This window comes from Thalassotalea profundi (assembly GCF_014653195.1).
In the GTDB taxonomy this organism is placed as follows: Bacteria; Pseudomonadota; Gammaproteobacteria; order Enterobacterales; family Alteromonadaceae; genus Thalassotalea_B; species Thalassotalea_B profundi.
The window spans coordinates 1-18,504 of sequence record NZ_BNAH01000021.1 but is presented as its reverse complement, the minus strand read 5'-3'; the positions used below and the strand labels follow the sequence as shown (position 1 = coordinate 18,504).

Sequence of the window (18,504 nt, the reverse complement as noted above, 5' to 3'; positions counted from 1 at the left end):
AATGCTGGTTTAACACCGAATGAGTCAGAGAAAAGATACTGGCTTGAATACAAAACCGTGGCCAATATTAGTTGACCACTACAAAGCTTGAAGTTCTAATAAGGCAGGTTTATTACTATTAAAGACATATTGCTTATAGTCCCTAATTCTTCCATGTCCTATATTTTCTAAGTCCACATTAACTGTATTATGAACTTCCCATATCTCACTCGGCAGTTTGTAGTTCAGAAATATACGCTTCTTCAAACATAGCATATGGAATATAAATGCATTAATCTAACATTAATTTAACAAAAGCCCGTATTTTCAGAAGGAAACTTAATGAAAAAATATCATATCGTCATTCTATGTTCTTTAATATTTACATTTATACCTACGTTTGTTGATGCATCCACAAGACCTACCAATCAGGATGTGTTAAATCAAACCGATGAATCGGGAAAAATTTTGATCACAGGTAAGCGTTGTAAAAGAAATTCTTCATCTTGTAATGGTGTAACGGTTAAAAACCTTGAAACGGGTGAAATTATTTTCGAAGAAAATAAGGTGTCTTACAAACGTGATTATAATCAAAACCCGTACAGCCCTATTGGAGGCCGGTATTATAATTTTACCATGGCACCAAATGGTGAACGCTTCGGTTTTTGGTTTGAACGCTGGAACAGTAGTGAAGACTATTTTTATATCTATCAGACCAACCCGGTAAAACTTATTCGAAAAATAAAAGGTGGTGATTGGGATGACAGAGCAGAATTTTCCGCCTCAGGTAAACGGTTAGTGCTTGAAAACCACAATCATTTAGCCGTATTTGACGTTGATTCAGGCAAACGTCTACCGTTAGAAAAGGCTAAATTCGACAATAGTCGGGAAGTGCAATCAATCGGGATCACCTCAGATGATACTAAATTAATTTCGACTGTTGAATACGGTATTGTCGCTTGGGATTTAGCAACCGGTAAACAGCTTTACAACCATAATACTCGTAAGCGATCTGGCTTCGTGGTGTCTGGCACTAATTATGGTAGTGGGCAATTACGCTTTTCGAAAGATAACAAAACTGCATTATCGGTAAGTGGTAGCATTTTTGTAATTGATGTTAATACAGGCCGATTAATTAAACGCTTTAAAACAAACAAACTATCGGCTAAAGATACGTATTATGCAAAAGTAGATTTTATTGACCAAGGTAATTTACCCTTAGTTACCGTATTTGCTCCATTAGAACATGTCAAAAAAGATAAGTACGAGATATTTATTGCCGATTGGCAGCAAGAAAAACTATTAATGAAAATAGGTGAAACTGGCGATAACTACCATCAATTACGTAAACATGCAGTCAAGCTTACTTCGAGTGATTACACAGAGCAGTTACTTGAAGAAACTGAAAAAGCAAAACAATTAACGGGGATCGCACAATTAACCCAACTTGCTGCGTTATATCAGCAAAATGATGTGTCACTTAGCCGTTATTTGCCTAAAAGAAAGCAATGGATTGAGCAATTAAAAACAGATTGGTATACACTCGCCAAACAGCAAGTTAACCAAGCTAAAAATAATGAGGATGTACAACTATTACAAGCACTTGTTAATGGAGATCTACTTGGTAACAAAGAAAATAAATCACTTGCATATCAATCGTTACATAGCGTGTTAAAAAATAACGATGATTATAAAAAATTAATTGCGCTTGCCGAATCTGACTTTATTCCTGCTCAAATAAAAAGAGACAGTTTACTTGATGCCATAGCTCGTTACCCAGACTCAACAAAGTTAGCTGACTATTTAGCTTTAGCTGATAAATTTAATGATGATGCAAAGGTGACAAGCGCTATATTTAGCAAAATTTATCAACGTGTTAAAAAGGCCGATAACATTGCTTCATATCAATGGTACATAAAACATGTACCGCAAAGTGAACATACCCAAGAGGCGCTACTGACCTTATATAAACGCGCATTTGAGCTTGCAGACGACAGAGGCACTATTGCTAGTTATAACGACTTTATAATCGCATACCCTTTTGCACCACAGGTTAATCAAGCAACTGATAGTGCGAGAGAATTGGAAGAAGATGAATATTCGAGTTATTTTAGTAGTGATGAAGAACTTTCGCGTCGTTTATTAGTACGTTCAAAACAAATGTCGCGTATTGCTAATCAATATCGTTATGACAATACGGGTTATTTACTAGTTATTGATCGTATGAATACTCTGTTGCAAGACATGTACCCAGGCCAAGATGCAACGTTACGTCATTTAGAATCAGAAGAATTTAAAGATTTTCATCGAGATTTTAATCGAGCGATGCGTTCATTATCTAACAAATTAGATAGTATCAATGACAATGTTAAAGATTTAAAACGACATGTTGCTAATCAATCAGAAATGATCGAACAACATTTTGAAAAAGCTGCTCAAGATCGGGAAACTGCCACCGAGTTAACTAGACAACACCGTATGTGGGAGCGATATCTGCAGGGGAATACATAGTTTAGTCAATTGTTTTCGAAATATAATGTCATAAAACTTTAGTTGGCATTAATTTAGTTGGCACTAAGAAGAGGCACTCGATGTAAAACAGAGAGCCTCTTCTTAAAATTTTTGGATGAAATTTTACAAAAAACTCGTGCCTGCAAGGCCAAATAATTATTTGTGGTTATTTGCCATTATGATTTTTGGGATAAAAAGCTAAACAAGCAGGGTTTGGTTCGATGTCGTCTAGTATTGAGGCGTTAAACATCACCTCTCTAAAGACGAGTTACTTGAAGTCATCACATTGCTAGTAGAACGTCTTTAAACACAAGAGCTTAATAATATCAATTAGATGTCAACTACAGTGATAAAACTAGAACCGCTTTATTTAGCGTGATAGTAATTGTTTTAGTTGGTATTTAGTATTGAATTACTCTTATTTTGTGTCGATTCAAACTGCTTTTGTTGCCAAATATGTTACCCGGCCTAGCCCTTTTCGAGGGCTACTTATCACAGCTAGGTTTATTTTTGCTTTTTTAAAAAATTCTAACATTTTCAGCGCTGAGCAAATTGCTGTTAAATCTCCCCCTAAAGACTTCTTTATTTCGCTTGAAGTAAACTCAAATGAAGTGCTATTTTTTAAGTGATCAGTGATCAAATTTAAGGTATACAGCCTAACTTGGTCTGCTGTTATATTTTGCTTTTGAATTTGTGTAATCTTATGCGGTTGATTTTCAACTCGTTTATTTGACGTTAACGACGGAAAATCATAGCCAATCATAAATAGAGCCGCTTCAATTTCTCTAATATTATTGAATTTATTACAGCTTACATTATTTGCCTTATTAAAGGCTTCCGTGATAATCCAATTCGCCCACACATTAGATATTGCATGGGCTTTATGGTTACTTCCCCATTCTTTAAACTTTAATTCTGTACCAGCTATTTCAGGAAGTCGATTAGAGTTACCTTGTCCTTTGGCTAGTTTTATTTGTAGATATTCTGGGATCTCAACACGTTGTGTCTGTTGGCAAAAAAGTATTATTAAATAAGCTAAGGCTGCTGCTACTCTAGAGTCGTAAATAATGAAAGCATCGGGTTTAATAAATGCGTAAATTTTTGTAAACCCGGCATTAGAACGGTATTTAGTACCAAAGTCTTTAACGTCTACATGGTTACTAGTAAGTAAGCTTAAGGCTTCAGTAATATTTTCTTGTACGTCATCTAAATTGTCTAACCACTCCTTATTAGATGTGAATAACTTTAGTTTATCTGTATTGCCAGCTCCCCAATACAGAGTGTCAGTGCAAGCTTGAAAAAATGAGTGTTTGGAATTCGATGATTCAAACTTTTCAACTAACAAGTTAATATCTAACTTATTTGTTTCATAATTAGAGTTGTTCCAATGGTACTGCTCAAAGCCACAATATAAGCTTTTAAATTCTAGGTTTTTTCTGATTTTTCTGTCGAAATATTTATGATTTAAAGAAATATCGCCACTGATAATATTTGCTAAAAAGTTAATAAATTCTGCTACTTCAGGAGTGTTTAAATATTGCTGTTTGTTCATTATTACTTCCTGCCACATTTGTTGGCTTAATGATCTAGATGTTCTAAACTATAATAAAAAATTAGGACGTATTTTGTCCCATAAATCGAGGTTTGTTAACGTAACATTTCTTGCCAAGCTTCTTGAATCATTACCATCGCAAGAGTATCTAATTCACAATACATTAATAACCCTCGTTCTAATTCTTTTCTTTCGTAATCTGACATTTCAGTAAATTGTAATCGGGCATAGGCGGTTAGCGCTAATCCACCATTATTTAGTTCGTCAGACTCAGACAATAACTCTATGTCGTGCATAGAAGCGTCTGAAAACATTCTAGGTAAAGACTTATAAGGATCATTTACTTTTCCTTCTGCATCAAACTCAATCCAAGATTTATTCTGAAAATTTAAACTTGGTAATTCTTCAGTTCCATAAATTGGCTTTGCATATTTTTTTTGCAAAAATTGAGAGCTATTCAAAATGGCTGGTAAAACTGCCTTTATAGAATTAGATCCACTTGTGGCGGGGTCATAATAATATTTTTTAACCAACTCCCACTGATCCACCATATTTCTATGGCCTAACCAATTATCCTTACTATTGTTAGATGACTTGGTAATTGATTTAATGAATTCACACAATTCATTTGTATCTAGTTCAGATGATGATTTCAATTGCTGATAAACCATATTCAGATAAGCATTTTCATGATTTGAATATCTAAAGATAGTGCCATTGTCTTTCTCTAATTGAGATTTTAATTCCCGTACAAAATTAAAGTTAGGAAACTCACCTACTTGCGAGCATAGAAATTGGCCAGCATGCTCTACACGGCCATCGTCGTGTAGTATGTGATGAGAAAACTGGAAAGCAATACCTTCATAGGGTGACATGCCTTTGTAAAAAGGAATTGCCACCGCACAAGTTTCAAAGTCAATAAAATGAAGTGGATAGACCCAAGTTGCCATCTCATTTCTTATGCTCTCAACATCAAAATAAACGCTGCTGTCACAATCTTTTACTTTCTCTACTTGCATCCACTGTCTTTCTTTTAGAGAAAGAGCAGGGGTAGATGACTCTTCATAGTTAATGTCTTCTTGTTCGATATCTTTTAGCTTTACTTTACCATTTTCAATACATCTATTTGCGCCTCTAAAGTTGGCTAAATTTAGTACCGTTGGTTCTTTAAAGTCCTCATCTTTCCAGTGAAGTTGCTCTTTCCAGCATTCCTTAAATCCACTTTTAAAGCCATTTGCTTCGTCAGTTGGTGAACATTTAAATTCGCATCCTTTGCATTTAGAGCCGATTACAGGCATAACCTTCTCATCGTTGGCATATTTATTAGCTAACGTCTTGATATTTTCTATAAAATTTTTCGCGGGCATGGCTGTTTGTAATTCAGTTTCATAAGCAATTTGAACCGCGTTATCGGTATTCACTTTCTTTAGTATTTTAATTGCTAAATCAGAATCAGTTAAAGAGTTTGAAACAGATACACCTCGCCTATTTCTGTTATCACGTGTCAGTTTAAACTTCTGGTTTAAACCATCGACAGGGCAAGGCGTGTCTTTATCAACAACCATCAAATAGCTACTCACTATGGCATCAGGTATTGCTTGTTTGAGTACATATTTTTGAAACGCTACATCAAAAATATAAGGCTTCCATTTGGCGTCTAATTTCCCCGATTTATTCAGAAAGTCTTTGTCTTTTTTTGCTGAGTATGACTTGGCTTTTACTTCAATCAGCTGATATTCATTTCCTTTTTTTACTAAAATATCGATACGAACAAATAAGTGACCAAAGCGAATAGCCGGTTCAAAAATAACGACGTTTTTTTGTGTTAATAATTCATTAGTCTGTCGAACGGATTCTTCATAATCGAGAGAAGTAATATCGTGACCATCAGGGTAATAACATTTGGCTAATTCGCCTACCTGAAAACCACCGTCAGCTAATGAGGCAAGAAAAGGATCATCAAGTTTGTTATCTAAGTACTCTTTTTTACCTGTGTAAAACAGCTTAGTAGGACACTCAGTTGCTAACTTAAATCGTGATTTAGTTAAATACCTTGGTTGGCTCATGTCAATACGCCTTTTAATCAACTATTTTCGCAAGTCTACTTTCAGGTTGGGAGATGTTGCGTCCCAATGAACCATATCTTTAACTATTCAAAGACTAACTGCAATTTTTTAATTTATTCATTAAGTTATAAGCGACTATGATCTACAAGTTCTTTTATAAACCTCATCGATTATAGAGGGGAAGTTATTTTTGATTTCATATGCTTCACAGGCAGCAGTCCAAAATATAAAACTGTATTCATTATCTGTTTGCTTGTTTAAAAGTGAAAGTTCTATTTGCTCTAAATGAAAATCGTATTCCACCTTGCTGTGAATTACATGATCTCCTGCCCAAATTAAACAAAACTCTAAATTTGTCATAGCTACTTCCTAAAGCTGCAGGTTAGCTTCTTTTTAGGACGAAAGGTGTCCTAATTAGTTGCTAAGCTTATAACGTTAAATCAGTCATTAGCAGGTTAATTCATGGATCACGAGACACTTCTTGAAGATTACTTCTTAATTGGTATAGAGCAGAGTATATATGCTTCACCTAATCTTTTATTAGCTCAAACAGGGGCTTTATTTTCTGGTGATCTAAGATACAGACTTGCTATTTCTGATATTCAAATAGAGACATCTAAAAATCAAAAATCTTACATCTTTTTAAAAGTGAAGGCTGAAGTAAATGATATTTCAGGTAACGATTTCCCCACTATTAAAACAATAGAAGCCGTTGGTAGTTTTTCTCAGATTTATCATTTTTTGGTTAATCAATTTAGATTTTTTTTGAGTCAGAAAGGGCTAAGTATATTGTTGTTAGAGGATAAAAATGATGCATAGACATATATTCATCTTACTCGTTCTCAACTTTCAGCCTGTGTAATGACTAACTCTAACTTACCTTCAAATTATATAGCAAGGTTATGCAAAACAATCGCGACCCTATAAATTGCGCCATTGACGACAATTATGATGAAATAGACAAATACTAAGCATTTGGGTATTGGGATTTTGAGCAGCTCACTGTCGCGAATTTTGTGATTATCCGATAGATCCCCACGCATCTAGCAACCACCAACAAAAACCAAACAAAGCCATGTGAGGAGTAAAGAACAATAAATAACTCCACCATACTTTTGAAGCTCTGTTAGTTATTACTGTGATGGCTTGTTGCTTTTTGTATTGAGGAACTGTTTTGTCGCTTAATCTTTCAATGTAGTTAATGTCTATGCATTTGATTCTAAGCTCTCGATCTTGCCATTTATCATACCAGCGCTTTGCTCGTAGCAAAGTAACGGTACCTATAAAAGCACACACCCAAAGTAGAATATTTTCTCTCATAACCACAAGCGAAAACATAACACCTAGTTTACCTGCGCCAATTAAGAAAAAGGCGTTTTGGACACATTCATAAACTGGGTTAAAGCCACCAATATAAACTTCTTTAGGTTGATACTGCATAAAAGCACTCCATAATATTTATTTGTTAATTACGCTTGCATAGTCAGAGCGTAACCTAAAAACAGGACACTAATTGTCTTAAAAATTACTTCGGGTTTTTCTCATTTGTCTAAATCACTCGTCTGCATAATATTGTGTTGAGCCGCTTGATTTTTGGTACATACTTTCTAATTGTTCTCTTAAGCATGTACACATAAAAGGAAGTTTATTATCATCACTTTATAAAGTAATGCTTCATATTGTTGCTCATTTCTAATAGATAATGTACCGCAGCGCTTTATATGAAACTCTCTAATAAAGTGGCTATATTCACCGATGTTAATTATTAGTGTTGTACTTCTTCAGTTATGCATAACATTATTTGTAAATGTTTTAATTCGTTATGCAGGTTCACTAATTCTAATTTAATATCGTGATCACGAATTTTTTTCACGCTTACCTCAAGAGCTTCTGATACGGCGGTAAAAAAGCATGAAGCGACGTATATTTCTCGGTTACCATCCAATTGACCAAGCGATAGCTGGTTGATAACTTTTTCAATTTCTAAGCTAGTTGAAAAATTTTCGTAAATGGAAGGCTCTATAAAGAGTCGCATAATGTTGAGTAATTCTCCTGACAGCATAAATAAATCCAATTAATTGACAGTAACAACAGTTTAAAATTAAATTAGGACAATATTTGTCCCAATTAAGTGTCGTGAGAATAATGAAAGCGGTTAATTCAGAGTTTAGAAGTGCATTAATGCGAAGTATTGATGTTGGTGAACAAAAAGCAGTTAAAATAAGAGATTTAATTGAGAATAGGCTTGCGGGTTACCGAAAAGAATCTCAAGAGTCATTTGATTCTTTTAAAAAAAATGCCTATAGAATTATTACTCCGATGTTGAGTGATGACGGTGACGGTTTAATCAGGATAAAAAAAGGTAATGCATATATTTATTATTGGAGTTCTCAGGAAGATAAAGATGCAGCACTTGAACAATTTGAAATGTCGGAAGAGCGTGCGTTAGCTTTTTCATTTATAAAAGAATACCTTCCAGAGTTAATTCCACCTCATATCTATTGTAGCCTACAAACTGAGTTTAAAAAGGCGGAAGAAGTATTACACCAATCTGATTTAACAAAGTACTTTTCGAAAATTGATTTTAATCCTCTAGGATATGATATTCATAGTCAACTTGATCATGACTACATTTCAAAAGAGCAACTAAGCGCTTGGCAATTTGTGTTTGACTGTACATTTAATGAGAACTGTTTTTCATGCTGTTATGAATCTATCCATGAAAATTATAATGCGAAACAATTAATCATATCGCCACAGCGAATCGTATTGCTAAATCATCAACTAAAAGTTTTGGGATATGAGCATTCCACCAAATCCACAAGATACTTTCAAATTACAAAGCTAAGTGCGTTAACAAAATCGACAGAAAGTTTTGTTGAATTAGCAAAAACAGATTATGAATCAGTTGAAAAATTTTCGGCTATTTGTCATTCGTGGGTTAAAAACTACTTTGAGTCAACGTCATTGTCTACTAGGGCTAAATTTACTCCGCTTCTAACTCAAGATTGTTGGTTAATGGAGACGGAATTAAGCTTTCCTGTTCATTTCAATTGTAATGAGCCAGATCCATTTTTTGTTGCCAATTACTTGGGCATGTTTGCAGATTCAATTTTAGTACAACAACCTACTTTTTTACGTAAAGAAATGCAGCGAAGAGCTAACCGTTTAGCTAACATTTATAATGATCCAGCAAATGCTGAAAAATCAATATCAAGTAGTCCGCATGTTATGGCAAAAAAGCTATGAAGCTGCTGTTGCAATTGCATTTTATGCGATGACTGATTCTGTAATTATTATTTAAATAATAAAAAAGCTACCATTTACGAGTGATCGAGTTTCATATTTGTTATTTTTTTAAGCCAAAAAAGTTCATTAATTTAGCAATTTTTAATTTGCCTGTAATAATTTTTTTCAATTATTACAGGGGCAAAATATTTTAAATAAAGTCAGGCTACCCAAATAATAAAATATAGGCTATATTTATGCGAGATTTATCATTGCGTTCTTATTCGCTGATAAAAAATCGATTGTCTAGCGTTAAGTCAAGTTGTTGATTTAAATAAAAAGGAATTAAAAAAGATGAAAACTAAAAAATCCCATATTCAAGTTTTAGCTGCTACTGTCCTTTTAATGATGCAAATAACAATTGGAAATCAATCATTGTTTGCAGCTCAAGAGGAGTCTGAAGACGACGCACTTGCCAAAGCTCAGGCACAAATGAATGCCGAAGTGTTGTCAAAACCATTTTTAGCTGAAAAACCAGAAGAAGTTGATGCTTATATTAAAAGCATGCTCGAAAAAAAGGTAAAGCCACCTGAATATCAAGGAACATATTGGCGTTCAGGCTATACTTGCCGAGATTTATTGCGTTACAGCTGGACGCAATATAGAAACTGTAAATATTATTATCGCTATCACGGGCGTTATTACTATTAAAAAAACTATATTTAAAACATAAAATAAGGAATTAAAATGATTAAGGTGAAATCCCTCATTAACGTTGTGATAGTAGGTACAGCATTAGCCATTCTTAGTGGTTGTTCTGCTGTTCATACGACAATTGCAAAACGAGACTTAGATGTTCAAACTAAAATAAGTACGTCGATTTTTGTAGATCCTGTACCGCAAGAACAACGTAAAATTTACTTGGAAGTAAGAAGCGGAGTAATGGAATTTGATAGAAATTCTTTTCGCAATTCTTTATCTCAACAATTAGTTAATAGTGGTAATGGCTATACGTTAACTGATGATCCTAAAAAAGCACAATACACCATGAGTGTTTTTGTTCGAAATCTTGAAAAAACAACTCCAGATATGGCTGCGGCAGCTTTAGGAGCAGGGTTTCAAGGTGTTGGAGCTGGTGCTGCGTTAAGTTATGCTACAGGTGGTTCATATAGAAATGCTGTGGGTACTGGGTTATTAGTCGGTGCTCTATCAACTGCGGCTAATGCTTTTGTGCAAGATGTTATGTACCTTTTAGTGGCTGACATTCAAATAAAAGAACGTGCTGGTAAAGGTGTTATAGTTCGTAAAGATTCTAAGATAAATACGAAAATATCAGATGATGGTTCTACTACTCAAACTTATTCTGAAGCTACAACACAAAAAGAATATCGTACGCGTGTAGTAACTACAGCTAATAAAGCTAACCTAGAATTAGCCGAAGCACAGCCACTTATGTTTGAAAAAACGGCTTATGCTATGGCTTCTTTTTTCTAAGATATTGTTATAATTATAAATACCCACTATTATCAGTTTAGTGGGTATTTTCTTCTTTCCTTTCTTAATTGTATAATTACTCATTCTCTTTTCTCGCTAATCCTTTTGCATAACCATTACACCTTTTTAAGTTCAATCTACAGTGGAACACATTATTGTAGATTCTCTATGGGAAGCTAAACCGATTATGGTGTAAGTTAGCTTTTTTAGTTATTTATTGAATTTTTGTTACAAAAAAGTTATTGCTTACTTGTTTTCTTAAGCAAAATGCGTTGCAATAAGCTTATAAATATAAAAAGATGAATTAATCATCGGTAGGCAATTTCAATTGTTAGATACATTTTGCAAATCATTCATATTATTATTGGGTTTATATTCAGCATATAGCGCGGCTCAAAACGTCACCAACACCCAATCTGGAAATAAACTTACCTTCGGTTTAGAAAGCGAAGCAGGGATGATTGATAACTTTTTTTATGAAAAAAATAGCACTGAAAATGTTAATTTCATTAAGTTACAACCTAAACTGAATATTCAAACTCAGTTTGAGCGACATTTAATTCAATTGTTAACTGAAACCGAGCACGTGAGTTTTCAAAAGTTCTCACAAGATAATTACAGTAATTTCAGAATTTCACCTTCCTATCAATACAAACTGGCGACGAATCAAACTTTATTTGTTAATGCTTTACTCAAAGAACAATATGAGGCCAGAGGTACAGGGCTAACACTAGGTAACGCACAATCTCTTTCTGTTGGGGATACTAAGAGAAACTCAAAGATTCATGGTGGACTTTTATATGGTAGTAAAGATTCTGTCGCTAAGCTTTCATTAACTTTCGGGCAAGAACATAATCGCTATACTACACGCAGAGAACTCACCAATACCCTAGATAAAGAAAGTGTATTTATAAATCCTTCATTTGATTATTTAATCGGCGGCGCATCATATCTTTCCACAGAACTAAAAGCTGAACAAATTACCTATAAACGTAATGAAGCATTAAGTAAGAATAAGTATGTCGGGTTAATCGGTTTTAAATGGCAACCCAGCTCTATCACAGACCTTGCATTATTATTAGGCTATCAAGAGATTCAATTTGAGCAGTCTGCTTTAGCTAATGATACGGCTTTTAAGTGGCGTGTTAATGTAGGCTGGCAACCGTTAGAGGGTTTAGCTTTTACCTTGTTGTCTGAACGTGATTTCTCTGAAGCGAATAAGCTTCAAGATAGTTACAGGTTAGTTGATAATACCATATTAACAATACGTAAAACTTGGAATGATTATTTTGATATTAAAGCTAGTTTTGGCTACAGCACTGAAGATGTAATTTCACAATTTCAGTTAAGCACTGAAGATTATTTTACCACTCAAGTTTCAATGAATTACCAACGTAATAGTTGGTTATCATTGTATTTTAAGTATGACTATAAAGGACTAGATGCCAGTATCACTGAGCTAGAATATCAGCGAAATAGTCTTTCGTTGGGCTTTACTGTTAGACTTTGATGAGGTTTGAATGAAAAAGATAAAAACGTTTAGCGCCTTAATACTTACTCTGATTAGTTTTTATGGTTTTTCTAGTAGTTACACGTTAGGCTCTGGTGACCAGATAGAAATTACTGTCTACGGCGAACCCGACTTAACTACTAAGGTCAAAATTGATAAGTCAGGCATCATTTCATTTCCATTCATTGGTGACATACAGGTTATAGGAACTACCACCAAGTTGCTTGAAAAGCATATTTATGAGGGCTTATTAGGCGATTATTTAATAGAACCTCAGGTAACCGTTTCAGTGGTTAGTTATCGTCCGTTTTTTATTCATGGGCAAGTTAAACGACCAGGAGGTTACCCCTTTCAGGATGATTTAACTCTTGATAAAGCCATTGCTTTAGCAGGAGGCTTAGCGAATAGAGCTTCAAGTTCAGATTGGAAAATAACTCGAATTGTTGATGGTTCTACAACAACAATTAACGCGACGGTGTCAACGTTAATTTTACCTGATGATATTATAAAAATAGAGCAAAGCTTCTTTTGAATCAGCAAGATAATTTCAACACATTCCCGCAGGAAGAAGTGGCTTTAAAAGAAATTTTGAGCCCACTTTGGTCACGCCGTTGGAAAATTATATTTTTTACCTTATTGGTGACATTTTTCGTTGCTTTTTATGTGTCTTTATTAAAACCTTCTTACAAAGCCACAGCTATTTTACAAATTGGTACTAATAAACCCGCAAACACATTGTCGATAAATGATGCGTTTAATGAATCAGTAGCAAGTCATGAGCAAATACAAACTCAATATGAATTATTACGTTCTAGGAAATTTGCTGAACGGGTTATTTCACGTTTAAATTTAACAGCACATGAAGAGTTTAACAGTGGAAAGTATAACGATAAAATTCCCTTTCTGGCATCACGCGATATTTCGGATGTAAGACCTAATATTAGCCAAATAGTACCTGCATTTAGATCTCGTTTAAGCATTAATCCTATTTCAGGTACCGAATTAGTTAAAATATCTTTTGTTTCATATTCGCCTGAATTATCGATGCAAGTTGCTAATCAAATAGGCATAACCTATTTACAATATCAAGATGAAATACATAGTGAATCTAAAGAATCAACGTCACAATGGCTTGTTGATCAATTAGAGGAACTTGGTAAAAAACTTGAGGCGTCAGAACTTGCCTTACAAACGTACCGAGAAACCGAAGGTATTGTTGATATTAAAGGGGTTTCAGGGCTTGTTGGCTCTGAGCTAACAGAATTAACATCTTCTGCATTAGCTGCATCTAAAAAAGCCGATGAATTAGCTGTAACGTATCAATATATCCAAACACATAAAGGTGATTTTGAAGCGCTAATTGAACTAGAACAAATTGCTAACCAAGTAACTTATCTACAGTTAAAGCGCTCCGAAGAGCAAATAGAGCGGAAATTCAATGAACTATCTAAAAGGTATGGTCCTAAACATCCTAGACTTATAGCTGCGAAATCAGAATTTACTTCTCTACAAAAGCGTATTAAAGAGCATGTTAATAACTTAGTGGTCTCGCTAGAAAAAAGTTATTTTACTTCGATTGAAAAAGTGAAAGCAACAGAGCGCCGATTAGACATAGCTAGAAAAGACTATCTTCGTTTAAGTCGATTAGAAAATAAGTTTTCTCAACTAGAGCGCGAAGTTAAAACAAACAAAGAGCTTTATAGTAATTACTTAGTGCGTTTAAAAGAAGCCGATGCAATGGGAAACTATAATTCAAGCTTTTATGTAAGGTTTATCGACAAAGCGTTAATTCCTAAATTTCGCATAGCGCCTAATAAAAGTTTATATGTGATCATGGCTTTTGTTCTTTCGGCAGGATTTATTTCAATTATTGTTATTATGAAAGAATTACTCCTTGATACTTTAAACTCACGTCGTAAGCTTGAAAACTTTAAAGAAGCCCCGATCTTAGCAGTATTACCGAAGTTTAAGCTGAGAAGTGTTATTAAAGGCGATACACCTTATTACACCGACAGCCGATTTATTGAAGCTATTCGATCGTTAAGAACCTCATTACTTTTTAGCTCTGAGAAAAAGGCTCCTAAGGTTATTGCTATTACTTCTTCAGTACCTAATGAAGGTAAGTCGACGATTGCACTTGAGCTTGCGCGATCGTACAGCGAAATGGAAAAAGTATTATTAATTGAAGCTGATATGCGACATCCGACCCTCTACAAAAGTTTAAATTTAGATGTACATCGTCCAGGCCTTTCAAATTTATTAGCTAAAACACATCAAATTAACGAATGTATTCTTCGTGATAAGAACGTTAAATTAGATATTTTAACTTCAGGTATTTCGCCCGCAAACCCACTAGCTTTTCTTTCTATGAAGCGTTTTAAAATGTTGATTAAAGTATTTAGTAATTTTTATGATCGCATTATTATTGAAACACCACCGGTTAACGCAGTTAGTGATGCCGTGATAATTTCAAAATTAGTGGATAGTGTTTTATACGTTGTGCACGGTGGGAAAACTAAACGAGAACAAATTACCTCTGGGCTACGTATATTAAGACAAGTTAATGCACCCATTGAAGGTATTATTGTCAATCACAGTGAAAATGTAGATAGCCAAAACTATCAAAACAAATATTACTCAGATACTGGTAATATCATTAAAATGCCAATTCGCAAGCAAGTTTAGCGCTAAGTTTTATTTTTTTTCAGCGGCTAGACTGTTGTCATTATTAAACTTGTTTATAATGGTGAAAATTAATAAAACCATTATTCATGAAGTCACAGTCAAACTTTTCATTAAAATTTAGCAATAGCTTTGCCTTTGAAAGTATAACAACTTGCCTATATTCACCTGAATCTATCGACGATTTAAAGGCGTTGAGCTTATTGTCTCTAAAAAATTTTTATATTTTAGGTGAAGGCAGCAATACACTTTTTTTATCACATACAGCCCCAGTTATTATTCAACCTAAATTTATGGGGATTGAGATTAAAGAAGACGAGAACTTTTACTTTATTACCGCAGGTAGCGGAGAAAATTGGCATCAATTAGTAACTTATTGCGTAAATAATGGTTATGCAGGATTAGAAAATTTAGCATTAATTCCTGGAAGTGTGGGGGCTGCGCCTATTCAGAATATTGGGGCTTATGGTGTTGAAATTTCAGATGTCATTGATGCAGTCTATTGGTATGAGTTAGCGACTCAACATTTGCATAAATTTTCAAAAGAACAATGTCAGTTTGCTTACCGTGACAGTATTTTCAAGCAGCAATTAAGAGATAAAGGCATTATTACTAAAGTTATCTTAAAGTTACCTAAAGTTTGGCAAGCCAATATTAGTTATCAAGGTTTAGATTTATTAGATACTGACCCTACAGTTGAACAGGTGTATCAACGGGTTATAGAGGTAAGGCAAGCAAAGTTACCCGATCCCAAGTTTAAACCTAATGCTGGGAGTTTTTTTAAAAACCCTGTGGTTGACTTGAAAACCTATCAGCGTTTAGCTCAGCAATACCCTAATATGCCTGCGTATGTGCAAGCAAACAAAGAAGTTAAACTTGCTGCTGGATGGTTAATTGAACAAGCTGGCTTTAAAGGGATTAAAAAAAATGGTGTTGGTGTACATGATAAACAAGCACTAGTGTTAGTTAATCATGGTGATGGTTCGGGTGAGGCCATTTACCAATTAGCACTTGAAATTAATCAAAAAGTCTATGAAAAATTTGGTATATATTTACAACCTGAAGTGCGTATAGTTGCCAGCAATGGATTTATTGGCAATGGAGAGTTTCATGGCTAAATCTATTAAAGAGCAATTAATCAGACAATTAGCTGACGGAAAATTTGTTTCTGGCCAACTTATTGGTGAATCTTTAGGGATCAGTCGAGCCGCAGTGTCAAAACAAATCGCTAGCCTAAACGATATGGGCCTAGATATTTTTAGCGTAACAGGTAAAGGATATCGTTTAGCTCAGCCTATTTCACTAATTGAAAAAACCAAAGTATTAGCAGCATTATCAACTAAAGCCTTAGCAAGTAAAGTAGAAGTACACTGCTTAATTGACTCTACTAATAATTATTTATTACGACGCTTACCTGATCATATAAAACAAGGACAAGTATGTGTTGCTGAACACCAAAGTTCAGGGCGAGGTAGAAGAGGAAAGCAATGGGTTTCTCCTTTTGGTTCTCATGTTTATATGTCGATGTATTGGTATTTAGAACAAGGTATGTCTGCCGCAATGGGACTTAGTGTTGTTGCTGCGATAGCTATTAGCGATGCAATTAAATCACTGTATCAAATTGATGTGCAATTAAAATGGCCTAACGATATATACATACAAGGAAAAAAGCTTGCAGGCATATTAATTGATTTAGAAGGACAAGCACTAGAGCCAAGCCATTGTGTGATAGGTATTGGAGTAAATGTCACTATGCCTGAGCATGCATCTAAAGGCATAAATCAACCATGGACAGACTTGCAAACTCATACACCAATCAGAATTAACAGAAATGTTTTAATTGCCGAAATTATCAATAAGCTTACCGAGCGCTTATATGAACACCAAGATCACGGCATTGTTAAAATGTTAGATCAATGGTTTAGTTTAGATCTATACCTTAATCAACCCGTTAAATTAATATCAGCTGGTAAAGAAGTACAGGGGATCTGTCGTGGTATTAATAATCAAGGTGCTTTATTACTTGAAGTCGATCGTCAAATCAAACCAGTTTATGGTGGTGAAGTGAGTTTAAGAAAGTGCTGATCCTTTTAGATATAGGAAATACACGAAGTAAATATGTAATCGTTGAAAATACTCAACGATCGGTTATTTACTACTGTGACAATGGTGACTTAAATGAAGAGTGGCTAACGGTAAACTTCTCTAAAGCCTCTGAGTTAATACTTGCGAATGTAAATAACGACAAATTTACTGTGTTGATTGAGAGTTGGGCAAGTAATAGTTCAATCAAATTTCAACACCTTCAAACTCAAAATCAACAATTTGAATTAATATGCGCATATTCTGAGCCTAGCCAGTTGGGAATAGACCGTTGGTTAGCAATGCTCGGCACGAGTTTTTTGTTTCCATATAAAGCCTGTATTGTTATTGATGCAGGAACAGCAACAACAATTGATGTTATTTCGCCTAAAGGGAAGCATCTTGGGGGATGGATTTTTCCAGGTATAAATATGCTTTATCAGAGCTTGGTTGGTCAAACTCAAAAAATTATTGCAGACAAAAGTAGTACTCCTAGTATGGCACTGGGGAAAAATACTAGTGAGTGTGTGAATAATGGCACATGGGCGATTACTGTTGGAGCCATTGAGTTACAACTTAAAAATATGAAACAGCAGTATACTGATGTAGAAGTAATTTTAACCGGAGGAAATTGTACTAAAATATCCTCAATGTTAAATGATACTCATCATATTATTGATGATCTTATATTTATTGGAATGCAACGTTTTTGCCTTTAAATGACAAGCAATTGTGAAAAATTTCTCATTATCTTGAATAAAAAAACGGCAAACAGTTAAAAACCGAATATTTTTTACGATTTACTCTTGCAAGGGAGAAAACATTACACTAGAATTCGCCCACTTAATGTAGTGCCGACTTAGCTCAGTTGGTAGAGCAACTGACTTGTAATCAGTAGGTCGCCAGTTCGACTCCGGCAGTCGGCACCATTAATACACTTATCTTTTGTATAAAGAAAGGTGTGACAAATATGGAGGGGTTCCCGAGTGGCCAAAGGGATCAGACTGTAAATCTGACGGCTCCGCCTTCGGTGGTTCGAATCCACCTCCCTCCACCATTTTGTTGTAATAAATTGAAAGAGTATGCGGACGTCGTATAGTGGTAATACCTTAGCCTTCCAAGCTAAAGCTGCGGGTTCGATTCCCGCCGTCCGCTCCATTCTCTTTTCGGAATGCTGATATGGCTCAGTTGGTAGAGCGCACCCTTGGTAAGGGTGAGGTCGGCAGTTCGAATCTGCCTATCAGCACCATTCCTTAGAGATATATATTTCAATTCACTACATCATATTTTTTTTGTTAATTTACCTAGAGGTATTTTAAAATGGCTAAAGCAAAATTTGAACGTAATAAACCACATGTAAACGTTGGTACAATCGGACACGTTGACCACGGTAAAACAAC

The 18,504-nt window shown here is 34.8% G+C and carries 16 protein-coding genes, 4 tRNA genes and 1 pseudogene; 16 read left to right on the top strand and 5 right to left on the bottom strand.

Annotated features, from left to right (window positions below; translation table 11 throughout):
• The first annotated feature begins 321 nt into the window (after positions 1-321).
• Positions 322-2,490: a WD40 repeat domain-containing protein gene (locus IE155_RS17640; RefSeq protein ID WP_189379632.1), complete on the top strand. Its 2,169-nt coding sequence runs from the start codon at positions 322-324 to the stop codon at positions 2,488-2,490.
• 433 nt (positions 2,491-2,923) lie between these two features.
• On the opposite strand, the gene IE155_RS17635 is transcribed toward IE155_RS17640, so the two are convergent.
• The 3 genes from IE155_RS17635 to IE155_RS17625 form a co-directional block, all read right to left on the bottom strand.
• Complete coding sequence (locus IE155_RS17635; RefSeq protein WP_189379631.1) at positions 2,924-4,042, bottom strand: hypothetical protein; 1,119 nt, start codon at positions 4,040-4,042, stop codon at positions 2,924-2,926.
• Positions 4,043-4,137: 95 nt separating this feature from the next.
• Positions 4,138-6,108, bottom strand: a complete 1,971-nt coding sequence (locus IE155_RS17630; protein WP_189379630.1) for a DUF2779 domain-containing protein — start codon at positions 6,106-6,108, stop codon at positions 4,138-4,140.
• 135 nt (positions 6,109-6,243) lie between these two features.
• Positions 6,244-6,468, bottom strand: a complete 225-nt coding sequence (locus tag IE155_RS17625) for a hypothetical protein (RefSeq protein WP_189379628.1) — start codon at positions 6,466-6,468, stop codon at positions 6,244-6,246.
• 102 nt (positions 6,469-6,570) lie between these two features.
• Between IE155_RS17625 and IE155_RS17620 the strand changes: the two genes are divergently transcribed.
• Positions 6,571-6,927 carry a hypothetical protein gene (locus IE155_RS17620; protein WP_189379627.1) on the top strand — a complete coding sequence of 119 codons (357 nt, stop codon included), beginning with the start codon at positions 6,571-6,573 and terminating at the stop codon, positions 6,925-6,927.
• Positions 6,928-7,128: 201 nt separating this feature from the next.
• Here IE155_RS17620 and IE155_RS17615 read toward each other — a convergent pair whose 3' ends face one another.
• Both IE155_RS17615 and IE155_RS17610 read right to left on the bottom strand, forming a co-directional pair.
• Positions 7,129-7,548, bottom strand: coding sequence for a hypothetical protein (locus tag IE155_RS17615; RefSeq protein WP_189379625.1), 420 nt, complete (start codon positions 7,546-7,548; stop codon positions 7,129-7,131).
• Between the two features lie 325 nt (positions 7,549-7,873).
• A complete protein-coding gene (locus tag IE155_RS17610; RefSeq protein ID WP_189379624.1) occupies positions 7,874-8,170 on the bottom strand; it encodes a hypothetical protein in 297 nt (98 codons plus the stop codon).
• Positions 8,171-8,253: 83 nt separating this feature from the next.
• On the opposite strand from IE155_RS17610, the gene IE155_RS17605 reads away from it, so the two are divergent.
• The 14 genes and pseudogenes from IE155_RS17605 to IE155_RS17540 all read left to right on the top strand — a co-directional run.
• Entirely contained in the window at positions 8,254-9,357 is a 1,104-nt protein-coding gene (locus IE155_RS17605; RefSeq protein ID WP_189379622.1) for a WYL domain-containing protein, read from the top strand.
• A gap of 384 nt (positions 9,358-9,741) precedes the next feature.
• On the top strand, positions 9,742-10,047 hold the full coding sequence (locus tag IE155_RS17600; protein ID WP_229817448.1) for a hypothetical protein: 306 nt from the start codon (positions 9,742-9,744) through the stop codon (positions 10,045-10,047).
• Positions 10,048-10,083: 36 nt separating this feature from the next.
• Positions 10,084-10,830: a complement resistance protein TraT gene (locus tag IE155_RS17595; RefSeq protein ID WP_189379620.1), complete on the top strand. Its 747-nt coding sequence runs from the start codon at positions 10,084-10,086 to the stop codon at positions 10,828-10,830.
• Between the two features lie 328 nt (positions 10,831-11,158).
• The gene (locus tag IE155_RS17590) at positions 11,159-12,340 is read left to right on the top strand and encodes an outer membrane beta-barrel protein (RefSeq protein ID WP_189379619.1); all 1,182 of its coding nucleotides are present in this window, start codon (positions 11,159-11,161) and stop codon (positions 12,338-12,340) included.
• A gap of 10 nt (positions 12,341-12,350) precedes the next feature.
• On the top strand, positions 12,351-12,872 hold the full coding sequence (locus IE155_RS17585) for a polysaccharide biosynthesis/export family protein (RefSeq protein ID WP_189379617.1): 522 nt from the start codon (positions 12,351-12,353) through the stop codon (positions 12,870-12,872).
• The gene (locus IE155_RS17580) at positions 12,869-15,025 is read left to right on the top strand and encodes a GumC family protein (RefSeq protein ID WP_189379615.1); all 2,157 of its coding nucleotides are present in this window, start codon (positions 12,869-12,871) and stop codon (positions 15,023-15,025) included. Before IE155_RS17585 ends, IE155_RS17580 begins: the two co-directional genes overlap by 4 nt.
• Positions 15,026-15,111: 86 nt before the next feature.
• A complete protein-coding gene (gene murB, locus IE155_RS17575) occupies positions 15,112-16,140 on the top strand; it encodes a UDP-N-acetylmuramate dehydrogenase (RefSeq protein WP_189379613.1) in 1,029 nt (342 codons plus the stop codon).
• Positions 16,133-17,107 carry a bifunctional biotin--[acetyl-CoA-carboxylase] ligase/biotin operon repressor BirA gene (gene birA / locus IE155_RS17570; protein WP_189379611.1) on the top strand — a complete coding sequence of 325 codons (975 nt, stop codon included), beginning with the start codon at positions 16,133-16,135 and terminating at the stop codon, positions 17,105-17,107. The genes murB and birA overlap by 8 nt, the downstream gene beginning before the upstream one ends.
• Positions 17,101-17,823 carry a type III pantothenate kinase gene (locus IE155_RS17565; RefSeq protein WP_189379609.1) on the top strand — a complete coding sequence of 241 codons (723 nt, stop codon included), beginning with the start codon at positions 17,101-17,103 and terminating at the stop codon, positions 17,821-17,823. Before birA ends, IE155_RS17565 begins: the two co-directional genes overlap by 7 nt.
• Positions 17,824-17,957: 134 nt before the next feature.
• Positions 17,958-18,033, top strand: a tRNA-Thr gene (locus IE155_RS17560).
• A 43-nt stretch (positions 18,034-18,076) separates the two neighbouring features.
• Positions 18,077-18,161 (top strand) — tRNA-Tyr (locus IE155_RS17555).
• Positions 18,162-18,188: 27 nt separating this feature from the next.
• Positions 18,189-18,262 (top strand) — tRNA-Gly (locus IE155_RS17550).
• Positions 18,263-18,277: 15 nt separating this feature from the next.
• Positions 18,278-18,353, top strand: a tRNA-Thr gene (locus IE155_RS17545).
• 71 nt (positions 18,354-18,424) lie between these two features.
• A pseudogene (locus IE155_RS17540) lies at positions 18,425-18,504 on the top strand (elongation factor Tu); the annotation flags it as partial.

What these genes read in the sequence shown, in the direction of transcription:
- IE155_RS17640 (WP_189379632.1), top strand. Translation starts at nt 322, where the DNA reads ATGAAAAAATATCATATCGTCATTCTATGTTCTTTAATATTTACATTT.
- IE155_RS17635 (WP_189379631.1), bottom strand. Translation starts at nt 4,042, where the DNA reads ATGAACAAACAGCAATATTTAAACACTCCTGAAGTAGCAGAATTTATT.
- IE155_RS17630 (WP_189379630.1), bottom strand. Translation starts at nt 6,108, where the DNA reads ATGAGCCAACCAAGGTATTTAACTAAATCACGATTTAAGTTAGCAACT.
- IE155_RS17625 (WP_189379628.1), bottom strand. Translation starts at nt 6,468, where the DNA reads ATGACAAATTTAGAGTTTTGTTTAATTTGGGCAGGAGATCATGTAATT.
- IE155_RS17620 (WP_189379627.1), top strand. Translation starts at nt 6,571, where the DNA reads ATGGATCACGAGACACTTCTTGAAGATTACTTCTTAATTGGTATAGAG.
- IE155_RS17615 (WP_189379625.1), bottom strand. Translation starts at nt 7,548, where the DNA reads ATGCAGTATCAACCTAAAGAAGTTTATATTGGTGGCTTTAACCCAGTT.
- IE155_RS17610 (WP_189379624.1), bottom strand. Translation starts at nt 8,170, where the DNA reads ATGCTGTCAGGAGAATTACTCAACATTATGCGACTCTTTATAGAGCCT.
- IE155_RS17605 (WP_189379622.1), top strand. Translation starts at nt 8,254, where the DNA reads ATGAAAGCGGTTAATTCAGAGTTTAGAAGTGCATTAATGCGAAGTATT.
- IE155_RS17600 (WP_229817448.1), top strand. Translation starts at nt 9,742, where the DNA reads ATGATGCAAATAACAATTGGAAATCAATCATTGTTTGCAGCTCAAGAG.
- IE155_RS17595 (WP_189379620.1), top strand. Translation starts at nt 10,084, where the DNA reads ATGATTAAGGTGAAATCCCTCATTAACGTTGTGATAGTAGGTACAGCA.
- IE155_RS17585 (WP_189379617.1), top strand. Translation starts at nt 12,351, where the DNA reads ATGAAAAAGATAAAAACGTTTAGCGCCTTAATACTTACTCTGATTAGT.
- murB (WP_189379613.1), top strand. Translation starts at nt 15,112, where the DNA reads ATGAAGTCACAGTCAAACTTTTCATTAAAATTTAGCAATAGCTTTGCC.
- birA (WP_189379611.1), top strand. Translation starts at nt 16,133, where the DNA reads ATGGCTAAATCTATTAAAGAGCAATTAATCAGACAATTAGCTGACGGA.